This window comes from Paenibacillus sp. GM2, assembly GCF_900069005.2.
Taxonomy (GTDB): Bacteria; Bacillota; Bacilli; order Paenibacillales; family Paenibacillaceae; genus Fontibacillus.
Genome location: NZ_LN831278.1, coordinates 719,497 through 737,375, shown reverse-complemented (window position 1 = coordinate 737,375; position 17,879 = coordinate 719,497). Strand labels below are relative to the sequence as shown.

General features: G+C 46.9%; 12 protein-coding genes. 2 read left to right on the top strand and 10 right to left on the bottom strand.

The genetic code is table 11. The annotated features are described in order from the left end of the window. Window positions 1-120: 120 nt before the first annotated feature. The 4 genes from BN1360_RS09970 to bcp form a co-directional block, all read right to left on the bottom strand. Window positions 121-1,554, bottom strand: a complete 1,434-nt coding sequence (locus BN1360_RS09970) for a polysaccharide deacetylase (protein WP_229520950.1) — start codon at window positions 1,552-1,554, stop codon at window positions 121-123. A gap of 152 nt (window positions 1,555-1,706) precedes the next feature. Then, window positions 1,707-4,826 carry an MMPL family transporter gene (locus BN1360_RS09965; RefSeq protein WP_068779734.1) on the bottom strand — a complete coding sequence of 1,040 codons (3,120 nt, stop codon included), beginning with the start codon at window positions 4,824-4,826 and terminating at the stop codon, window positions 1,707-1,709. Between the two features lie 106 nt (window positions 4,827-4,932). After that, entirely contained in the window at window positions 4,933-5,505 is a 573-nt protein-coding gene (locus tag BN1360_RS09960; protein ID WP_068779733.1) for a TetR/AcrR family transcriptional regulator, read from the bottom strand. 90 nt (window positions 5,506-5,595) lie between these two features. Further along, window positions 5,596-6,075, bottom strand: coding sequence for a thioredoxin-dependent thiol peroxidase (gene bcp, locus BN1360_RS09955; RefSeq protein ID WP_068779732.1), 480 nt, complete (start codon window positions 6,073-6,075; stop codon window positions 5,596-5,598). 125 nt (window positions 6,076-6,200) lie between these two features. On the opposite strand from bcp, the gene BN1360_RS09950 reads away from it, so the two are divergent. Together BN1360_RS09950 and BN1360_RS09945 are read left to right on the top strand one after the other, a co-directional pair. After that, entirely contained in the window at window positions 6,201-7,274 is a 1,074-nt protein-coding gene (locus BN1360_RS09950) for an LCP family protein (RefSeq protein ID WP_068779731.1), read from the top strand. 178 nt (window positions 7,275-7,452) lie between these two features. Beyond that, window positions 7,453-8,766 carry a glutamate-1-semialdehyde 2,1-aminomutase gene (locus BN1360_RS09945; protein ID WP_068779730.1) on the top strand — a complete coding sequence of 438 codons (1,314 nt, stop codon included), beginning with the start codon at window positions 7,453-7,455 and terminating at the stop codon, window positions 8,764-8,766. A gap of 670 nt (window positions 8,767-9,436) precedes the next feature. On the opposite strand, the gene BN1360_RS09940 is transcribed toward BN1360_RS09945, so the two are convergent. The 6 genes from BN1360_RS09940 to pgmB form a co-directional block, all read right to left on the bottom strand. Further along, on the bottom strand, window positions 9,437-10,888 hold the full coding sequence (locus BN1360_RS09940) for an ABC transporter substrate-binding protein (protein ID WP_068779729.1): 1,452 nt from the start codon (window positions 10,886-10,888) through the stop codon (window positions 9,437-9,439). Between the two features lie 136 nt (window positions 10,889-11,024). Then, window positions 11,025-11,888 (bottom strand): carbohydrate ABC transporter permease, encoded by an 864-nt coding sequence (locus BN1360_RS09935; protein ID WP_068779728.1) that lies wholly within the window; start codon window positions 11,886-11,888, stop codon window positions 11,025-11,027. A gap of 1 nt (window position 11,889) precedes the next feature. Then, window positions 11,890-12,822 carry a carbohydrate ABC transporter permease gene (locus BN1360_RS09930; protein ID WP_068779727.1) on the bottom strand — a complete coding sequence of 311 codons (933 nt, stop codon included), beginning with the start codon at window positions 12,820-12,822 and terminating at the stop codon, window positions 11,890-11,892. Window positions 12,823-12,916: 94 nt separating this feature from the next. Next, window positions 12,917-14,236 carry a response regulator gene (locus tag BN1360_RS09925; RefSeq protein ID WP_068779726.1) on the bottom strand — a complete coding sequence of 440 codons (1,320 nt, stop codon included), beginning with the start codon at window positions 14,234-14,236 and terminating at the stop codon, window positions 12,917-12,919. A 279-nt stretch (window positions 14,237-14,515) separates the two neighbouring features. After that, window positions 14,516-16,324: a sensor histidine kinase gene (locus tag BN1360_RS09920; protein WP_068779725.1), complete on the bottom strand. Its 1,809-nt coding sequence runs from the start codon at window positions 16,322-16,324 to the stop codon at window positions 14,516-14,518. 875 nt (window positions 16,325-17,199) lie between these two features. After that, window positions 17,200-17,835: a beta-phosphoglucomutase gene (gene pgmB / locus BN1360_RS09915; protein ID WP_068779724.1), complete on the bottom strand. Its 636-nt coding sequence runs from the start codon at window positions 17,833-17,835 to the stop codon at window positions 17,200-17,202. Window positions 17,836-17,879 lie beyond the last annotated feature (44 nt).

Here is a 17,879-nt window from a genome sequence, read left to right as displayed (position 1 = left end):
TTAACCAGTCGTCCCTAGCCTCGTCTAATTGAAGCGTTTTGAAAAAAACGCACAACGGAAGCATAAGCCTTAGTGCTGATAACCAGCCTTTTGGAACGAACCCCTTAAGAGAGGAACGCTTCATCTGGCCCTTACAAGCCGTTCCTCGGTGGTAGAGGAAGTGGAGAGAATCGGATGTCCTGTCGCCTCGAGAATGGAGCGCAGCGGTACCCAAATGGCTCCGTTTTTTCTCGTAATTGAGATAGATTGAGCCTTCTCATTGCCATCGGCCAAATCGGACTCGGTCATGATCACATTTTCTATCGTATCGATAATAACCTTAGATTCTCCCCAGGTAATGACGGCGCTGCGATTCGGATGATCCCAGACCACTTTGGCCCCCAGGCGCTCCATCACTGCCCGCAGCGGAACCTGGTATTGCTCTCCCTGTAAGTCGTACTCCCCGGCGGCCAGCTTCGTCTGTACGCCACCAGCCTCTACATACAGCGGCAATCCGGGAGCGAACAAGGATGCGTTTGGCACAATATGACTATCAATCCAGGCCTGGGATGGGGCAGATCGCGTTGTACGCTTCATCTTGTCGGAGATCGAGAAATGCACGGACGGCTGCTCTGCTGACAGCGTGCGGAACATGTACCCTTGTTTTTTGTAGAAATCGATAATTCCTGGAAGCGCCTTGACCGTCTCCGCGTGTCCCGCCCCGTCATGCATCAGTACAATCATCTGATTCTTCAATTTATCCGGAGTACTGTTTCGTAAAATTTCCGCAGCCGGTACGCCCTTTCGCTTGGAGTCCCCGCTGTCCACGTCCCAATCAAATATTTTATAGCCGGCCTGCTCCATTAAATCAAAATAGGTCTTGTCAAAATGATCATAGGTACCGCCTGGGGCTCGAACCAGCTCGGGACGTACTCCGGTAATCTGGCGCAGCACTTCCTCTGTCTCCTTAATCTGGCCCCAGAATACATTGAAGCTCTTGTACAGCTCGCTGTATTCATGATTATAAGTATGATTGCCAATCGTATGACCTGCCTCAACAATCCGTGTAATAACCTCTGGCATTTTCTTGGCGTTCCCCCCCAGGACAAAAAAAGTAGCGGGAACATTTTCTTTTTTCAAAATTTTTAGCACTTGATCGGTTAAATTACTGGGCCCGTCATCAAAGGTAAGATAGACAACCTTGTCTGCCTTATCGGATTGAGTCATCGCAGCCGGCGTCCCAGCGGTCAGCGTCACCGCTCCGGCAACCGCTTTATCTGAATCCAGTCCTGATAAATCCGACTTTATACTTGAGCTGTTATTTACAGCAGGCGCTGCTTGCCGCGACTGTGTAATCTGCTCTTCATGAGCCTTATCCAGCGCTGCTTCCCCTGCCCCAGCCACCGTCTGTTCCGGTGTAATCCTGCTCTCCAAGGCCCCGACCTGTTTGGAGGAATAGGCCGAAGCCTCCATAATCCCCGCCTCCCGGGAGATGAAGAGCGAGCTTACCGCAAATACCAGCACTACAAAAAGGATTGGAATCATCACAAGACTGGAAATGAATCTTCTTTTCATTTATTTCTACCTCCGCCGTTTATATGAATCATTTTGCATCTGGTAGATTGTATGTCGGGAAGTATAGAAATAGACTTCTTCAATGAATCCTGGTAAAAGGATCATTCAAGAAGTCTATCGCTGTCACACGAAGTAATCCGGTGAAGTTCCTGTTAGGAGTTGAAATTCTCGTCTTTCGCGGACTTTCGATTCGTTATTTTATATGCAAGGCCAATGCAGGCTGGGATCAAGACAGGTAAAATAATCAAGCTTAAGAGCAATAACCCTGTGATCACGACAATTGCTATTTCGATAAGTGACAATACCCCCGAAGGCATTAAGGCTGCGAAGGTCCCGCTCAATATGATCGCTGCAGAGATAACTATGCCACCTATATGAATTGCTGAGTCCGTTATTTTTCTATCCGGTGAACCCTCGGTTTCCCGATACCGCATCATCAAAAATATGCTGTAATCAACGCCTAAAGCGATAAGCATGACAAAGGAGAAGAACGGTATATTCCAGCCCATTTCGGAAACGCCCAGGAACTTGTCAGTAATCCATTCGCCGATTCCAAGCGACATCCCGTAAGTTAATACCAGTGAGCCAATAATTAGAAGCGGCTGCCAGATGGAGCGTGTGATTAAAATAAGAACCAGGCCGATCCCCACCAGCATAATTACAGCTGTACGGCTGAAGTCGCTTTTGGAGAGATCCCGCAAATCCAAGTTTTGCGAGGTTTTACCACCAATCGCGATATGAGCATCACTTAATTCTGTTCCCTGAACAGCAGATTGAACCTGCTTATCCAGCTTCTCTACCATGTCCATAGCTTCCTCTGTAAAAGGATTTACATCTAGAATGATGAGAACTTTGGTGCTCTTCCGATCCCTGGACATAAACATGTCTAGCGATTGCTGGAACTCTTCCCCTTCCATGACCTCTCGAGGGATATATAATTTGCGGGATGCCTCCGATTCCCCCAGATCACGCAAATATTTATTGGCATCATCAAGCCCCGAATGAATCTGCTTCAAGCCTTCTGTACTATCCGATAATCCCGATTTCAATTGATCCAGCTTGCCCGTTAAATCATCCAATCCAGTCAGCATTTGCTGTTGTCCTTCACTGATTTGCCCGAGTCCGGTTTCAAGCAGGGAGGTTTTATCCGATATTTCCGCTGCGCCTGTTGCGCCCGCTGTAACCCCGGCCTCCAGTTCTGAAGCAGCTCCTTGCAATTGTGCCGCACCTTGTTGTATCTGCGACAAAGCACCATTAACCTGTGTCAGAGATGTATTGGCTTGCTTGAAAGCATCCATCGCTGATTCATATTGGGGGGTCAATTGCTTCAGTTCCTCTGTGAATTGGGTTAACTGCTGCTTCGCGCTCGCGGCAACGGCGAGTGTGCTTTGCACATCCCCATCTTTGGCGAGCTCAGGCTTTTCCTGAAGCAGATGATTCATCGACTGTTCTATCATTTCAAATCCCTGCTTTGCGCCATCGATCGCTTGACGAATGGACGCAAATTTATCGCCGAAGCTTCCTAATCCGTTGGCTAATTGAACATAGCTCTCATGCAATTGATTGGCTCCCTTGGCAAGAGTCGTCATTTGTTCATTTAATAATGCCAGCCCTGACTTTAGCTTGCCAGCGCCTGCGGCTCCATTTTGAAGTCCAGACGATAACTGAGTCAATGCTTCTCCTAATTGGGCTGCACCCTCTTTTACGGCCTCAGTTCCGTCCGCCAGTTTCTGCACCTCGTCCATTCGAGCTGAGTCGGTACTGAGCTGTGACTCGGCCGTAGATAATCCACCCGATATTTTGCCAATCCCATTTTTGGCCTCATCAATTCCACTGTTCAGCTGCTGACTTTGGTCGTCAATATACAGCTCATCGATTTTCTCACCCATCGGCCGGGTCACCGAATAAACCTTTGAAATCCCATCGACCTTGGATATTTTATCTACAATCTCATCAAGAGCTTGCAAGCTTTGCGGATCCTCCAGGGAATGCTCTGATTGAATGACAAGATTAACCGGCGAGGAAAATCCCGCTGGAAAGTGATCCTCAATCACAGTAATCCCCTGCTTGGAGGCATACGAGTCATCCACCTCAAGAAGATCGTTGTAGCTGAACGAATTACTGTAAGTCAAAATACATGGGATGCTAATCATCGCAACAATCACAATGCTTGCGACGGGACGCAATACAGAGTTTTTAGCCAGAAAGCCCCATAGGCGATTTTCACCGTGACCCTTAAACGTTTTGATCGGCCAGAACATTTTTTTGCCGAGCAGCGCCATAAAAAACGGATTTAACGAATTCAGCGCGAACAATAACACAGCGATTCCAATCGCTACGGCGGAAGCAGAACGATACACTTTGAACTCGGCCAGGATCAGGGTGATAAAACCGATGAACACCGCTGCACCACTGTACATAACCGTTTTCCCTGCTGTTTTAAAGGTCGCTTTGACAGCCGCTAATACATTATCCGCAACGCTTAATTCTTCCTTGAATCTGGAATAGAGCAATATGTTATAGTCCGTCCCTATACCGAACAGCACGATAACAATGAACACCTGAGTAAAATTAGAAAACGGATAATTCAATTGCTCAACCAGATTCCCGACGATCGACATCGACACCAAATACGACACACCGACGGTCAGCAGTGAAATGAGAGGAACAATCGGCGAGCGAAAGACAGCGATTAATACTATTAAAATAAAAATGATGGCAATCAGCTCTGTTTTCTTAACCCCTGCCTGAACCGATTGGACAAAGTCCTCGATAATAACGGCGTTACCCGTCAAATAGGATTCCACATGATCTACTTGCAGGTATTTATCCAGCATCGTCTTCACTTCATTGATCGTATGATCCTGCTTGTTCACACCGATTTGCACCAGCATCGTCGTCCGGTCTTTGGAGACAAGCTGTTCCACCATCTGCTTATTATTAAATGGAGACAGAATCTCCTGAATGCCTAGTTGATCTTGATCTATAGTTAATCGTGTAACCGCCTGTTCAATAGCGTTTCGCTGGTCTTTGGACAATGGCGCCTCGCTCCCGCTATGAAACACTGCGATGAGATCATACTTCTCCTGCCCCGTATCAGTCATCTCGCGAGTCAAAACCTTGGCAATCTCACTTTGAGTCGTATCCGGTATACTCACCTGCCCCTTTTCACGGATCAACCCATTCAAATCAGGCATCATCGCTATAGATATAACCGCAACTATAATCCATGCCATAAGTGTTCCTGTACGCCAATTCAGTATTTTTCTCAATCTCTCCATCTCCTTCTGGGAAACATTACGGAATGAACGTTCATTCCGTTTTCCTTTTAGTTTATAGGGAATGAATATTCATTCCGTTTATAGTAAAGCTATAGAATCAATTGATTCTAATAGCGTTCCAGCAGCATTCCTCAATTCCGTCAAGCAATTCCTCAGTCCATTGAAGAACACCATATTGTATCAGTTTATTCAATTGAGAATAGGCCCCGTATACAATGGCGATTAGTCCTTGCGTTGGGAAGTGGTCCACAATAATCCCCTGCTCCCTGCCTTTATCAAGAAACTGGCTCAAAAAATTCAGAAAGCTTCGGAACATCTCCCGGCTCTGATCTGTGAGATAATGCCCCGTACAATGCGACTCAATAAATGTGACCAAGTAAACATCCTGCTTCGTAAGTTCAATCATTTTTTGAAAAATATGATGAAATTGCTCCCGCAGATCAGTGCTGCTATACGGAAAATTCTCTTTAATTTTATTTAAGAAGCTCTCTAGGCATGATTGGAACAGTTCATTAACCAATTGTTCTTTATTCTCAAAATATCGGTAAATCGTGCCTGCCCCCACTTGAGCCTTCTCCGCAATCATCGGTATGGTTGTTCCATCATAACCACGCTCTGAGAACAGAGCCAAGGAGGCATCCATGATATCTTTCTGCTTTTGATTGGACATGTTTTCACCTCATCCATTCGGAATGAATGTTCATTCCGGTATTTTACGCCTATTATAGGCTTAACCTTTTAGATTTTCAAGCTTTGAGCTTTAAAGGCTTGTTTCTTTTATTGCCTCCAGAACCAGCTCTACATGCCCCTTCACCCTGATTCCGCGCCATTCGCGGACCAATCGTCCTTCTTCATCAATTAGAAAGGTAGAGCGTACGATCCCCTCATATTCACGGCCATACATCTTCTTAAGCTGCCATACGCCGAACATCCGACAGACCTCATGATCTGCATCCGATAGCAGTAGAAACGGAAGGTTCTGCTTCTCCACAAAGCGGTCATGCGACTTCACCGGGTCCCCACTAATACCGAGCACAACCGCATCCCGCTCGCTAATAGCACTATAATTGTCGCGAAAATCACAAGCCTCTTGAGTACAAGCTGTAGTCATGTCCTTCGGATAGAAATAGATTACAACCTTCTGTCCGCGGAACTGACTTAAGCTGACTTCTTTGCCCCCGTTAGCGGGAAGGGTGAAATCCGGAACAGGTTGTCCAAGTTCAACTGATTGCCGATTCATAAGAAAATCCTCCTAAAAGAATACTAACTCACATAAATTGATTGTAACTCTAAAAAAAATTATAATGGTTAAAGTACTGCCATCAAAATGAACTCATCGTTTTTTCTGAAAGGAACGAAATTTATATGACAAAACGAACTAAGCGAACCATCCTCTGGTCGCTGCTCGCGGTCCTGGTCATCGTTGTCGGATTTTTGGCTTATTATTTCACCGCGATTTATAACCAGGTAGACCACTTCCAGAAGACCGGCGAAGATTCTCCATTTTATCAGGTTAAACCGACGGAGACAACCAAGACCCCGGAACCGCCAAAATGGGAAGGCACCGACCGAGTGAATATTCTGCTCATGGGTGTTGACGCACGTGGTCTCAAAAAAGGCGAAGTTCCACGTTCCGATACCATGCTGGTAGCCTCGCTTGATCCGGTAACCAAACGCGGGTACTTATTCTCGATCATGCGAGACACCTATGTCAAGGTCCCTGAATATGGCATGAATCGAATTAATACGGCGATTACTCATGGCCCGAACACAGCCATGAAGACGGTCTCCGACTTGCTAGGCATTCCAATTCAATATTATGTATATACCGACTTTCAAGGATTCATCGAGCTGGTGGACGCCATCGGCGGGGTGGATTTCTATGTAGAGAAAGATATGCATTATACAAGCAAAGCGGATAATCATGAATACGATATCGATTTGAAGCAAGGACAACAGCATCTGGATGGCAAAACAGCGCTGCAATACGTCCGTTTTCGGCATGATGCGCTCTCGGACTTCAGCCGTACAGAACGGCAACGTAATTTTTTGACAGCTGTGGCCAATAAAATGATCTCGACGACCTCCTTGCTCAAGCTGCCGTCCATTCTGGAGAAAGTCAATCCATATATCGATACGAACCTGACGATTAACGATATGTGGAAGCTGGCCAATTTAGGCTATTCCAGCAAAATGATGGCCAGTGAGCAAATCCCGCCAATGAGCCTGCTGATCGAGAAGAGTGTTGGCGGAGCTGACGTGTTGGGCGTTAAGAGTGATGAAGAGCTCAAAGCTTATGTCCAGGAAGTATTCAATCGAACGGAAGACACCTCTACAGATGAGCAAAACAGCGGGAATGACAGCAATTCTACGACGAACGGCGGCAGTAGCGCGCCGAAGATTAAGAATGAAGCTGCAGATACTTCCAGCGGGCCTTGAGCCTGAGGAGACGGGCAAAACCTGGATTCTATGCTCTGGAAGTTCTAATAGAGGTTGTTTAAAAAGTCCGCTTTTGATAAGAAGCCGATCGCAGTCATTCCAGGATGAATGACCGCGATTCTAAACCGGACTTTTTGAACACTTATCATTACCTACTGTGAAAGGAAGTTTACTCATCATGAACAGGAAACAATCCGAAATACTATATGAAGAAGCGCTTCAGCATATCGTAGGCGGCGTCAACAGCCCCTCCCGCTCTTTCAAAGCGGTTGGGGGCGGGGCGCCCGTCTTTATGAAAAAAGGCGAAGGCGCCTACTTCTGGGATGTTGATGGCAACCGGTATGTTGACTATCTGGCCGCATATGGCCCAATTATTACTGGACATGCCCATCCGCATATCACGAAAGCAATTACTGAAGCGGCGGCAAACGGTACGCTTTATGGTACGCCTACCGAGCTCGAAATTCAGCTTGCAGTAATGCTGAAAGAAGCCATCCCGTCGATGGATAAGGTCCGCTTCGTCAATTCCGGTACAGAAGCTGTTATGACAACAATCCGCGTAGCCCGCGCTTATACCGGCCGCAACAAGATCATCAAATTCGCCGGCTGCTATCATGGCCATTCCGACCTTGTGCTTGTTGCTGCAGGCTCCGGTCCATCCACGCTTGGTATTCCAGACAGCGCTGGTATCCCGACAAGCATCGCCCATGAAGTCATTACCGTTCCATTCAACGATGCGACCGGGTTACAGGAAGCACTGGAGAAATGGAGCGACGACGTTGCGGCTGTCATGATTGAGCCCATCGTCGGCAACTTCGGGATGGTCATGCCGAAGCCTGGCTTCCTTGAGGATGTATGCAGGCTGGCACGCGAGCACGGCGCGCTCGTCATTTACGATGAGGTTATCACAGCCTTCCGCTTCCATTACGGCTCCGCCCAAACTTATGCGGGTCTGGACAACCACGAGGCGATCAAGCCGGATCTGACTGCTCTAGGCAAGATTATCGGCGGGGGCCTGCCGATCGGCGCTTATGGCGGCAGCAAAGAGATCATGGAGAAGGTTGCTCCGCTTGGCCCGGCTTATCAAGCCGGAACGATGGCCGGCAACCCGGCTTCTATCTCCGCCGGCATCGCTTGTCTCGAAGTGCTGCAGGATCCTAATGGATATGAGGAAATGAACCGCCTCACTGTGAAGTTGACCGATGGTCTTGCTGAGTCCGCCAAGCGTCATGGAGTACCATTAACCATCAACCGTATTCGCGGCTCCTTCTCGACGCATTTCTGTGACCATCCGGTAACAAACTATGATGAAGCCCAGGATACAGATGGCGAAGCATTTGCCGCCTTCTTCCGCGCTATGCTGAATCGCGGCGTGAATCTCGCTCCATCCAAATATGAAGCCTGGTTCCTGACGACGGCTCATACCGAAGCAGACATCGACTTCACACTTGAGGCAGCTGAAGCTTCCTTCAAGGAGATCGCCGGCAAATAAAAAATTACATCCATTTAAGCCCCCTGTGGCCCAGGTATTTTCCTTGGACTGCGGGGGGCTATTTTGTGGGGTAATAACTAAAGAAAAGTAATAGGAACAGCAAAATCTAATATATTGAGCTTCTTTTATTAAATTCTAGTGAATCCGAGGATGGAGTGATGACATTTTAACTTCTGTATCCAGAGTATCTCAATCGAAAATATCAAGATTACCGATTATAGTAATGTAGCCAATTCGTTGAAGAAGCAGCTCGTAGGTTCTACTTGTAATTTTCGGAAGTCCCGTTCTATCAAAAAGATCGGCGTCCCTGTGGACGCCCCTTGCCTCACGGCGGATTTGCAGCTCACTCTAACGAAACGTGGTATCGCTATTCAGGCCCAAATGAGCCTTGAAAAAATATAACGAAACAGGGTATCGCTATTTAGCAAAAATAACTGCTCATAGCCCAGAATTAGCCCAAATAACGATATGATGTTTCGTTAAATTTTATACACGCTTGTTTTTGAGCAAATAACGATATGACGTTTCGTTAGAAAATGACCGGGACCCTCGTCCATCTACTCACCAAACTTCCCCCCAGCGTCAAGACATCAGTCATTACAGCAAAATGAGGCGCCCAAATAAGGACGCCTCATTTACTGCACAGCTGTGTAACTATTAACTAATCTGATTATTTCGCTTCAATTTTATCAAAGTAATTCTCCTGCACGAATTGTGCAGCTACATCAAGCTGTTTCTTCGAATCCGTATCCTTCTTCGAGAATGATTCCTGGACTACATTGGACATCGTTGCATAATAGTCCTGTGTGCCGAATTGAGCTTCCGGTTTGCCTTCCAGCAAGGAGAACAGGTTTGGATCGTATTTATATACGTTGTCGTACTTGTCATAAATCGCTTGGATCTTGCCTGCATACTCGGAATCTTCCTTGAAGTACTCAAGTGGCGTAGGAACATAATACTTACCTTCTGCCTTGCGAGCATTAATCGTATCTTCAACCGCCTTCAAAGAGCCCTCTGAGAAATAATCAAAAGTAATATAGCGGAAAGCCATCTCTTGCTCATCCTTGGTTGCGTTCGGGTTAATAACCAGATAGTTGCCGCCTAAAATTCCGTAGTGCTTGCCGCCAGCTTCAGCAGCCGGCATCGGATAGACGAGCACATCCTCAGGCTTCATGCCACCTTCATTCAAAGCAGCTTGAACGACGTCAAATGCGCCCGCAATAACCATTCCTGTACGTCCTTGTTGGAACGAGCTTACGGCATCGCCCCAGCCGAGAGCCCAGTCCTGCGGAATTGCATTTGCTTCCCATCTCAGCTTCTTATAGAAATCGAGGGCTTTGATGCCTGCATCGCTGTTAAATACAGCCGTTACTTTGCCATCTACATTATTCTCAATATCCCCGCCGGCCTCGAACAAGAAGTTCGTCCAGTTCCATCCGGCTTCGTTGCCTTTGCCCATTGGGGCAATGCCTGAGATCCCTTTTTTCGGATCAGCAACCGCTTTGGCTGTATTGTACATATCATCCCAGGTCCAGTCGAGGGCAGGAATGGAAACTCCTTTATCGTCCAGAATCTTTTTGTTCACTACAGTAGAGGTAATATAACCGTTTTGTGTTATACCAAATACCTTGCCATCCACGATGAACTGATTTTGTATAACAGGGTTAATCTCGTCTTTATACTCCCAACTGTTCCAAAGATCCGTAATATCAGCGACCCAGCCTCGTTCTACCAGGAAGTTCGCTTCTGTAGCCCAAGTGTTGTAGAAGGTTGGGGCTTCGTTGGAAGCCATTTTTACGCCGATTTCATTAATATCGTATTGCCAGTCATCCTTAATGATTGTGACATTCGGATACATCGCTTGGAAGCGGGCGATCTTGTCATCTTCTTGCGCACGAAGCGTCGTTTCATCCGGCAGCGGATAATGGATTTTCAGCGTCACTTTCCTCTGTGTAATGTCATCCTTCGGCTCATCCGTCGCTGTGTTAGTACCGCCGGTATTGCTTGGAGTATTTGCTCCTCCGTTATTAGCCTGATCGCTTGCATTGTTCTTTCCGCCGCACGCTGCGAGCAGTGAACCTAGCAGCATTAGGCACATCAGTACTGCTGAGAACTTGCGCATTGAAACTCCCCTTTTCCATAATTGTTGTCAACTGCTACATTTTTATATTAGAAGATTCCCGGTGTAAGGACGATGTGTATTCATATGGCGATCATGTGCAGCACTACGCTAAATGTAAACGCTATCTCCACTCTGCTTACCCTTTGACGGCGGTCAGGCTGACGCTGCGCACAATGAACTTCTGGAATCCCAAAAACACGAAGATCGGCGGAATCATAACCATGAACAGAATCGAGAACTTGATGCTGCTGTCCAAGCTCCGCGCATTAATGACGTATTTATATATTGCAGTAGCCAAGGTATATTTGTCCTCCGTATGCATAACGAGCGATGGCCAGAACCAATCGTTCCAGGCAGTGGAGAAAATGAAAATCGATAATGTGGCAAAGATCGGGACGGACAGCGGAATAGCTATTCGCAGATAGCTCGTCAGCTCCGAAGCACCGTCAATCCGCGCCGCTTCAAAGATTTCCGGGTGAATGCCATCAAAGAAATTCTTCATCAGCAGGAAGTAGTAAGCATTTGCTCCCGCAGGCAGCCAGAAAGCCCAATAAGAGTTGAGCAGTCCAAGCTGCTTCAGATTCACGAAGTTAGGAATCATATAGCTTGTTGCAGGTATGAACAAGGTAAGCAGGATAAAGAAATAGATAACCCGGCTATACGGAACGCGAATTCGCGATATACTAAATGCTGCCAGACCGAGTACCAGAATCGTCATCAACAGATTCCCGAGGAAAATAAACACCGTATTCTTCAGAAAAACCGGTAAAGCAATATAGTTCCAGGCTTTGGAGAAATTCTCCCAATGCCAGGTTGTCGGGAAGAACTTCGGTGGAAAGGTATTGATCTCAGGATTGCTCTTAAGTCCGTTAAACATCGTCATGAGGATGGGATATAGCATCGTAACAGCCATTATGGCAATACCCAGAACCATGATTCCATAGACGATCTTATTCACCGGCTTCTTCAAATCGGATGGTGACAGGATGCCTCTTTCCATATTAGTAATCCTCCCTGTTCATCTTGAATTGAATGACGCCAAGGATACCCAAGACGATAAACATCAGTACGCCCAGCGCTGTACCCGCTCCATAGTCCAACTGAGTAAATGCATATTTCACTGTAAAGAGCGCATAGGTCAACGTAGCCTTGTTCGGGCCGCCATCCAGCAAGGCCAATTGAGATTGGTAAGCCTGTGATGTACCGATGACCTGCAGGATGAGCATCAGAACAATCAAGCTGCGCATCGATGGAAGAGTAATATATTTAATCCGGCTCCACACTCCGGCACCGTCGATTTCCGCCGCTTCATACCAGTCCCGCGGGATACTCAGTACCCCGGCCAGATAGATCAGCATCGCCGAGCCGAACTGCTGCCACGTCTCCATGAAGACGATCGAGATCATCGAGAAACGCCCGTCGGATATGAACGAGATCGGCTCAACGCCGAACAAGCCAAGCAAGGCGTTAATCGGCCCAACCGGATCGTACATCCATCTCCACATGCCATAGAGCACCACGCCAGGAACGACGAAGGGCAAGTAGGCGGCTATGCGGGCAAAGCCCTGAAAGAACTTCAGCTCCGATATAGATATCGCCGCCACGATCGGCACCCAGAATCCGATGACTAACGTAAGGAACATAAAATACAATGTATTTTTAACGGAAAGCCATAAATCAGGGTTGTGGAATATTTTGGCATAGTTATCAAATCCGACAAAAGAGTTGCCCTTTACGAAATCGACGTTGTAGAAGCTATAGACGATCCCTTTAATAATTGGAACCCATAGAAAGACGATAAAAATGACGATAGCCGGAACGAGAAAAAGATACCCCCACATGTACTTTTTCCAGTTTGATGTTCTTCGTACTTTTTTGAGCTCTTTCTGAGGCCCCTTGACCATGTTTCCTGGTGAAACCACCGATTCCTCCATGAGTTTCCCTCATTTCTCTTTAGTGTCCAGCTTTCATTTTAGAAAATCATGGGGCTCCGGAACAGGTGTAATACTATGCGAAGTATAGCTGTTCTTACTTCTTCAGCTCACTGGGACTAAGACCGAAATACTTCTTGAAAATTTTACTGAAATGTTCGGGAGATTCGTAACCAACGCGCTCAGCAATTTCATAACGACGTAGATCCGTATTGAGCAACAGCGACTTGCTCTCTTCCATCCTCAGTTTGATCACATACTCCCACAGATTGTATCCGGTGTTCTTCTTGAACAGGAAGCTAAGATAATTAGGGCTGACATGATTCTTCTTCGCGACCTCGTGAATCGTCAAGCCTTTCTGTCGGTAATGATCTTCGATATATTGCTTGGCGCTGTCGACAATCCGGTTATTCTGTGTCGTTAGTTCCTCGGCCGTCGGGTCCTGGGCATAATTGCTCCAATTGAAGTCTCCGTAATAGAACACATGGTAATCCCCATGCTTCCCGCCCCACACAATCGCCTTATCCGCTTGACGATCCAGCACAGGCAGAAATTCAGCCCCTTTTAAAATCTGGCTAATTCCGATAATGGCCGGAATATTTAAGTACTTCTGCACATGATGATGCAAACTTCGTCCGATCATCTCCAGATGATTGATTTTATTTATATCCAGCTCTTCATACTCTGTCTCGTTCCACTGCAGCAGAATGCAGATATCTTGCTCATCGGAATAGCAGGTCAATATTTTCTCTTCTTTATGTAGCAGCTCCTCGGCCACGTTCCGCGCGGCATAGTGTAATAGACGGATGTCCCTCTCCGAATAGAAAGCCTCACCCTCTCGCGGAATATCAAGCTTCATTCTTATCACAGAAAAATAAGGCCCCAGCAAGCTTGACTCCGCCAAAATATCCTCAATATCCTCCTGCTGAGACACCGTTCCGTTCAACAAACGTTGCAGAAGCTCGTTCTTCTCCGGGCGAAATTCCTCCATTCGAAAATGATCCGTATCCGCAGATAAAAACTCATCGATTTGCACAACAGGCCGCTCCATTTTCAGCAGGGCATTGCGGACGGAATCCAGGAAATTTTCACTATTCAGCGGTTTGATCAAATAATCCTTGGCCCCGAGTCGCAGCGCCATCTGCGCATACTGAAACGTCTCGTGCGCAGAGATAATAATCGTCTGCACCCATGGCTTAACCATTTTGGCTTGCTGCATCAATTCGATCCCGCTCATCTCTCCCATCTGGATATCAGTCACAAGCAGATCGATCTCCTCCATACGAATATAATCGAGAGCTTCATGTCCGCTATAGGCAGTGTACACCGCCCCAATATCAATGCCGGAGCCGTTCAGAAGCCCAGCCAGCCCTTTGCAGATTAATGGTTCATCGTCAACGACCAGTATTTTGTACATTCTCTTCTCCCCCTGTGCTTTTTGAGTTCACTTTGGATCGCGAAGTTAATCAGGAAGCGTTATCGACATCGAATCTTGAATTTATCCGGGCCCAAGCGGATGCTTACGAAGTTATGTTCCCTGCTAAGGGAATATCTCAGGTGCTCACGTACAAACTACGTACACTCCGCTCCTCACGCCCTAGCTTCATTCAACTAAGCCTTTTGAAAAAAAACGTACTTCAGAAGCATAGACTCCGGTGCCGAATACCCCGAACTTTTTGAATATTAACGCCTCATGTTATGGCTGTTCTCGCACGGACTTTGGAAGCTTTAACATAACCCGGGTCCCGCCATCCTCACGCCTCGAATATTGAAGCCCATAATGGACTCCAAAATGCAATCTGATTCGCTGGTGGATATTGCGTATTCCATAGCCAAACGTCGGGTCCGGATTCTCCTCGTCAAGCAGTCGATTAATCAGCTCGCAATCTACCGGCTTGTACCCGTTATCTTCTATGAATATAAATAGATTTTCCTCATCCGAGGCAGCACGAATCACAATCTCGCCGTCCTCCCCCATATGCTTCACACCATGAATAATGGAATTTTCGATTAAAGGCTGCAGCGTGATTTTCGGAATGGAGATCGGCAGAAGCTCCTCGGGAATATCGATCAAGACCCGGAACTGATAATCATATCTATGCTGCTGTAATTTGATATAGGCAGAAGCATGCTCAAGTTCCTCCCCAAGCGTAATCAACTCCCGCCCCCGGCTAAGGCTGATCTTCATCAGCTTGGACAACTCTTTGATCATTTCGGCAGAGGCGGTATTCCCTTCCATTGTACTTTTCCAATAGATACTCTCCAGCGTATTGTAGAGCAAATGCGGATTAATCTGCTGATACAGAATCTGCAGCTGGGATTCCTTCTGCTTCAGATCCATCGTGTATTTATAATGAACCAGCGCATTTAACCGCCGCGCCATATCGTAAATGCTATGCATCAGTACGCTGATCTCGTCCTTTTTCTCCCTGCTTGGGGTCTCCGGAACGATATTCCCCGGTTCATAACGTCTGACGAAGTAAACCAGCTTCTGAATGGGCATCATCAGGGATCGCCAGAAATAGAGCATGAAGATCAGGCTTCCGGCAAAAAAGACGATCGAGATCAGCTGGATTACCTGCTTGATCTCCTTCTGCTGATGCAAAAGCGCTTGTACTGGAACTTTATAGACCAGCTTCTGCTGCAATACATGGTTATAATTAACGACGTAAATATAATCGCTGGTAATGACATCCTTCACGCCGCTGGTTATGCCCATATCCGCAACCTCCGGCGGAAGCTCCAGCACGTCCTCGTGTTCATTGCTCTGAGCGCTCAGAACGCGGTTGCTCCAATTTGTAAAATAAAGCTCTCCCTCCGGCAGCGATACGGTCTGCAGCGATTCCTGAACCCGAGCGTCCAGATTTGTAACCACCAAAACCCCAATCGTGCCATTTCTATAGATATTGTTGATTGCCCGGATATAAGCAAGCGTTCTTTGATCGCCTTGGCCCTTGGAAGGCGGCGACAAATGATCGATCAGCCGCAAATACCCTTTTCCTTTCTTGTCGACAGCCTCATCGAACCAGTCCGGCTTCTCGTCGTCCGAGAAAAAATAGACTCCCGATTTTTTCGGCCCTGGATAGAAGGGCGCAAAAAAGTAAGTGTTCTCTGGATCATACACATAGAGCGAGTAATAGACTGGCTCCCGCTCATCTGTCTCTTGCGAATACGTGGTCAGTAAATTTTCTAGTTTTTCGTAATTTTTCACCCTTTGCAGTATTGTTTCATCGGTAGAAAGCGGATTCAATTGCTGCAATAGAGAGTTCTGAAATACCGTTGAAGTCACCTTGTTCACTGCTTCAATGTCTCGATTAATCAGTCGGAAATTTTGCTTATTCAGCTCGATATAGGCGTTGGTAACATGACGCTTCAAGATTTGATCAGCCTTGTAATTACCGTAAGCATTCAAAATTAATAGTGGAATAATGATAATGAGGAATAACAGGAATAACTGCTGCTTTACATTCATTCGATTTAATGGATTATTTAGTCTATATTTCAATCGCCGTTCCCCCCTGGCACTTGAAGCGGTAGTCCAACAACCTCCACACCCCTTTCATCCAACTGAAACGTTATGAAAAACGCAGATCAGAAGCATGGGGTTCGGTGCTAAAACCAGTCTTCTTGTTGAACACACACTATAAGTGTAACAAGAATAAAAAATATCAATGGTGTGTATTTCTACGCACATCATAGTTTTTCCTACGATCGGCGGCTATGGAAAATTTCAGAAGCTATCCCTGAGCAAGCAACCACCTCCCCGTATTTCTGTAACGAAACTACGGATCGCTATTTCCTCAAAAACACTGCTAAATTAACTCTAACGAAACTACAGATCGTTATTTGAGATTAATTCGGGCTTTTTACAGTCCATTCCCTAAAATAGCGATACCTAGTTTCGTTACATTTTAAAACGGCACTTTTGGACCTAAATAACGATATCCAGTTTCGTTAGAGTGCGAGCGTTTCCAGATTGCATAAAAAAAGAAGCTATCCTCAAGTAGTAAAAACACTACTATCGGATAACCCCTTACTGGCTTCGTATAACGGTGGTCAACCCCATTTAATCTTCCGGCCATCCATGCTCTATATTCAAGCTCTATTCTATACTCCCGTTCAGGCTCTATGCACTATTCCCATCATACTTTATCCTCTATGCTCAAGCTCTGCACACTATACTCATCATACTTTATCCTCCATGTTCAAGCTCTGCACACTATACTTATGCTCCGTTCAAGCTCTATACTCTATCTCTATCTCTATCTCTATCTCTATCTCTATCTCTATGTCTAGCTCGCCAAATCTATCAATCAGCTCTACATTAACCCTACCATTACCCGCCATACATGACCTGAAATACACTGCACCTATCTGTCACTACCCAACCAGCTCATCCAGTCCCCGGATCACTCTGTCAGCCGCGAACAGCACCTCTGAGCTGCCGATACCGACTACTCGACAGCCGGCGGCTTTGCCGGCTTCCACGCCTGCTGCCGCGTCCTCGAACACGACGCAGTCCGCTGGAGCGAGACCAAGCGCTTCGCTGGCTGCCAGGAACACCTCCGGGTCCGGCTTCGCCTTGGACACCTTCGTACCGTCGATCACCGCGTCGAACAGCTCCGCGATGCCCAGCCGATCAAGAATGAACGCCGCATTCTTGCTGGCTGAGCCAAGCGCAATCTTCACGCCCTGCTGGCGCAGCTGCTGCAGGTACTCCTTGGCGCCCGGCAAAATCTCGGCCGGCTCAAGCCGTGAAATATACTCGACGTATTCTTTATTTTTCTCCTCAGCCATTTTGAGTCGCTCCGCTTCGCCTGCCTCTACACCGCCAATCTCCAGCAAGATTTTCAGTGATTCCACCCGGCTTACTCCTTTGAGCCGTTCGTTACCCGCTGCTGTGAACTCAAATCCGAGCCGTTCAGCAAGCGAGCGCCAGGCCAAATAATGATATTTTGCAGTATCGACGATCACTCCGTCCAGATCAAAGATCGCCCCTCGCATCGTATCCAGCATTTTTCCTCTCCCTCTCTATCAAGTTAGTTATTAACGGCTTTCCC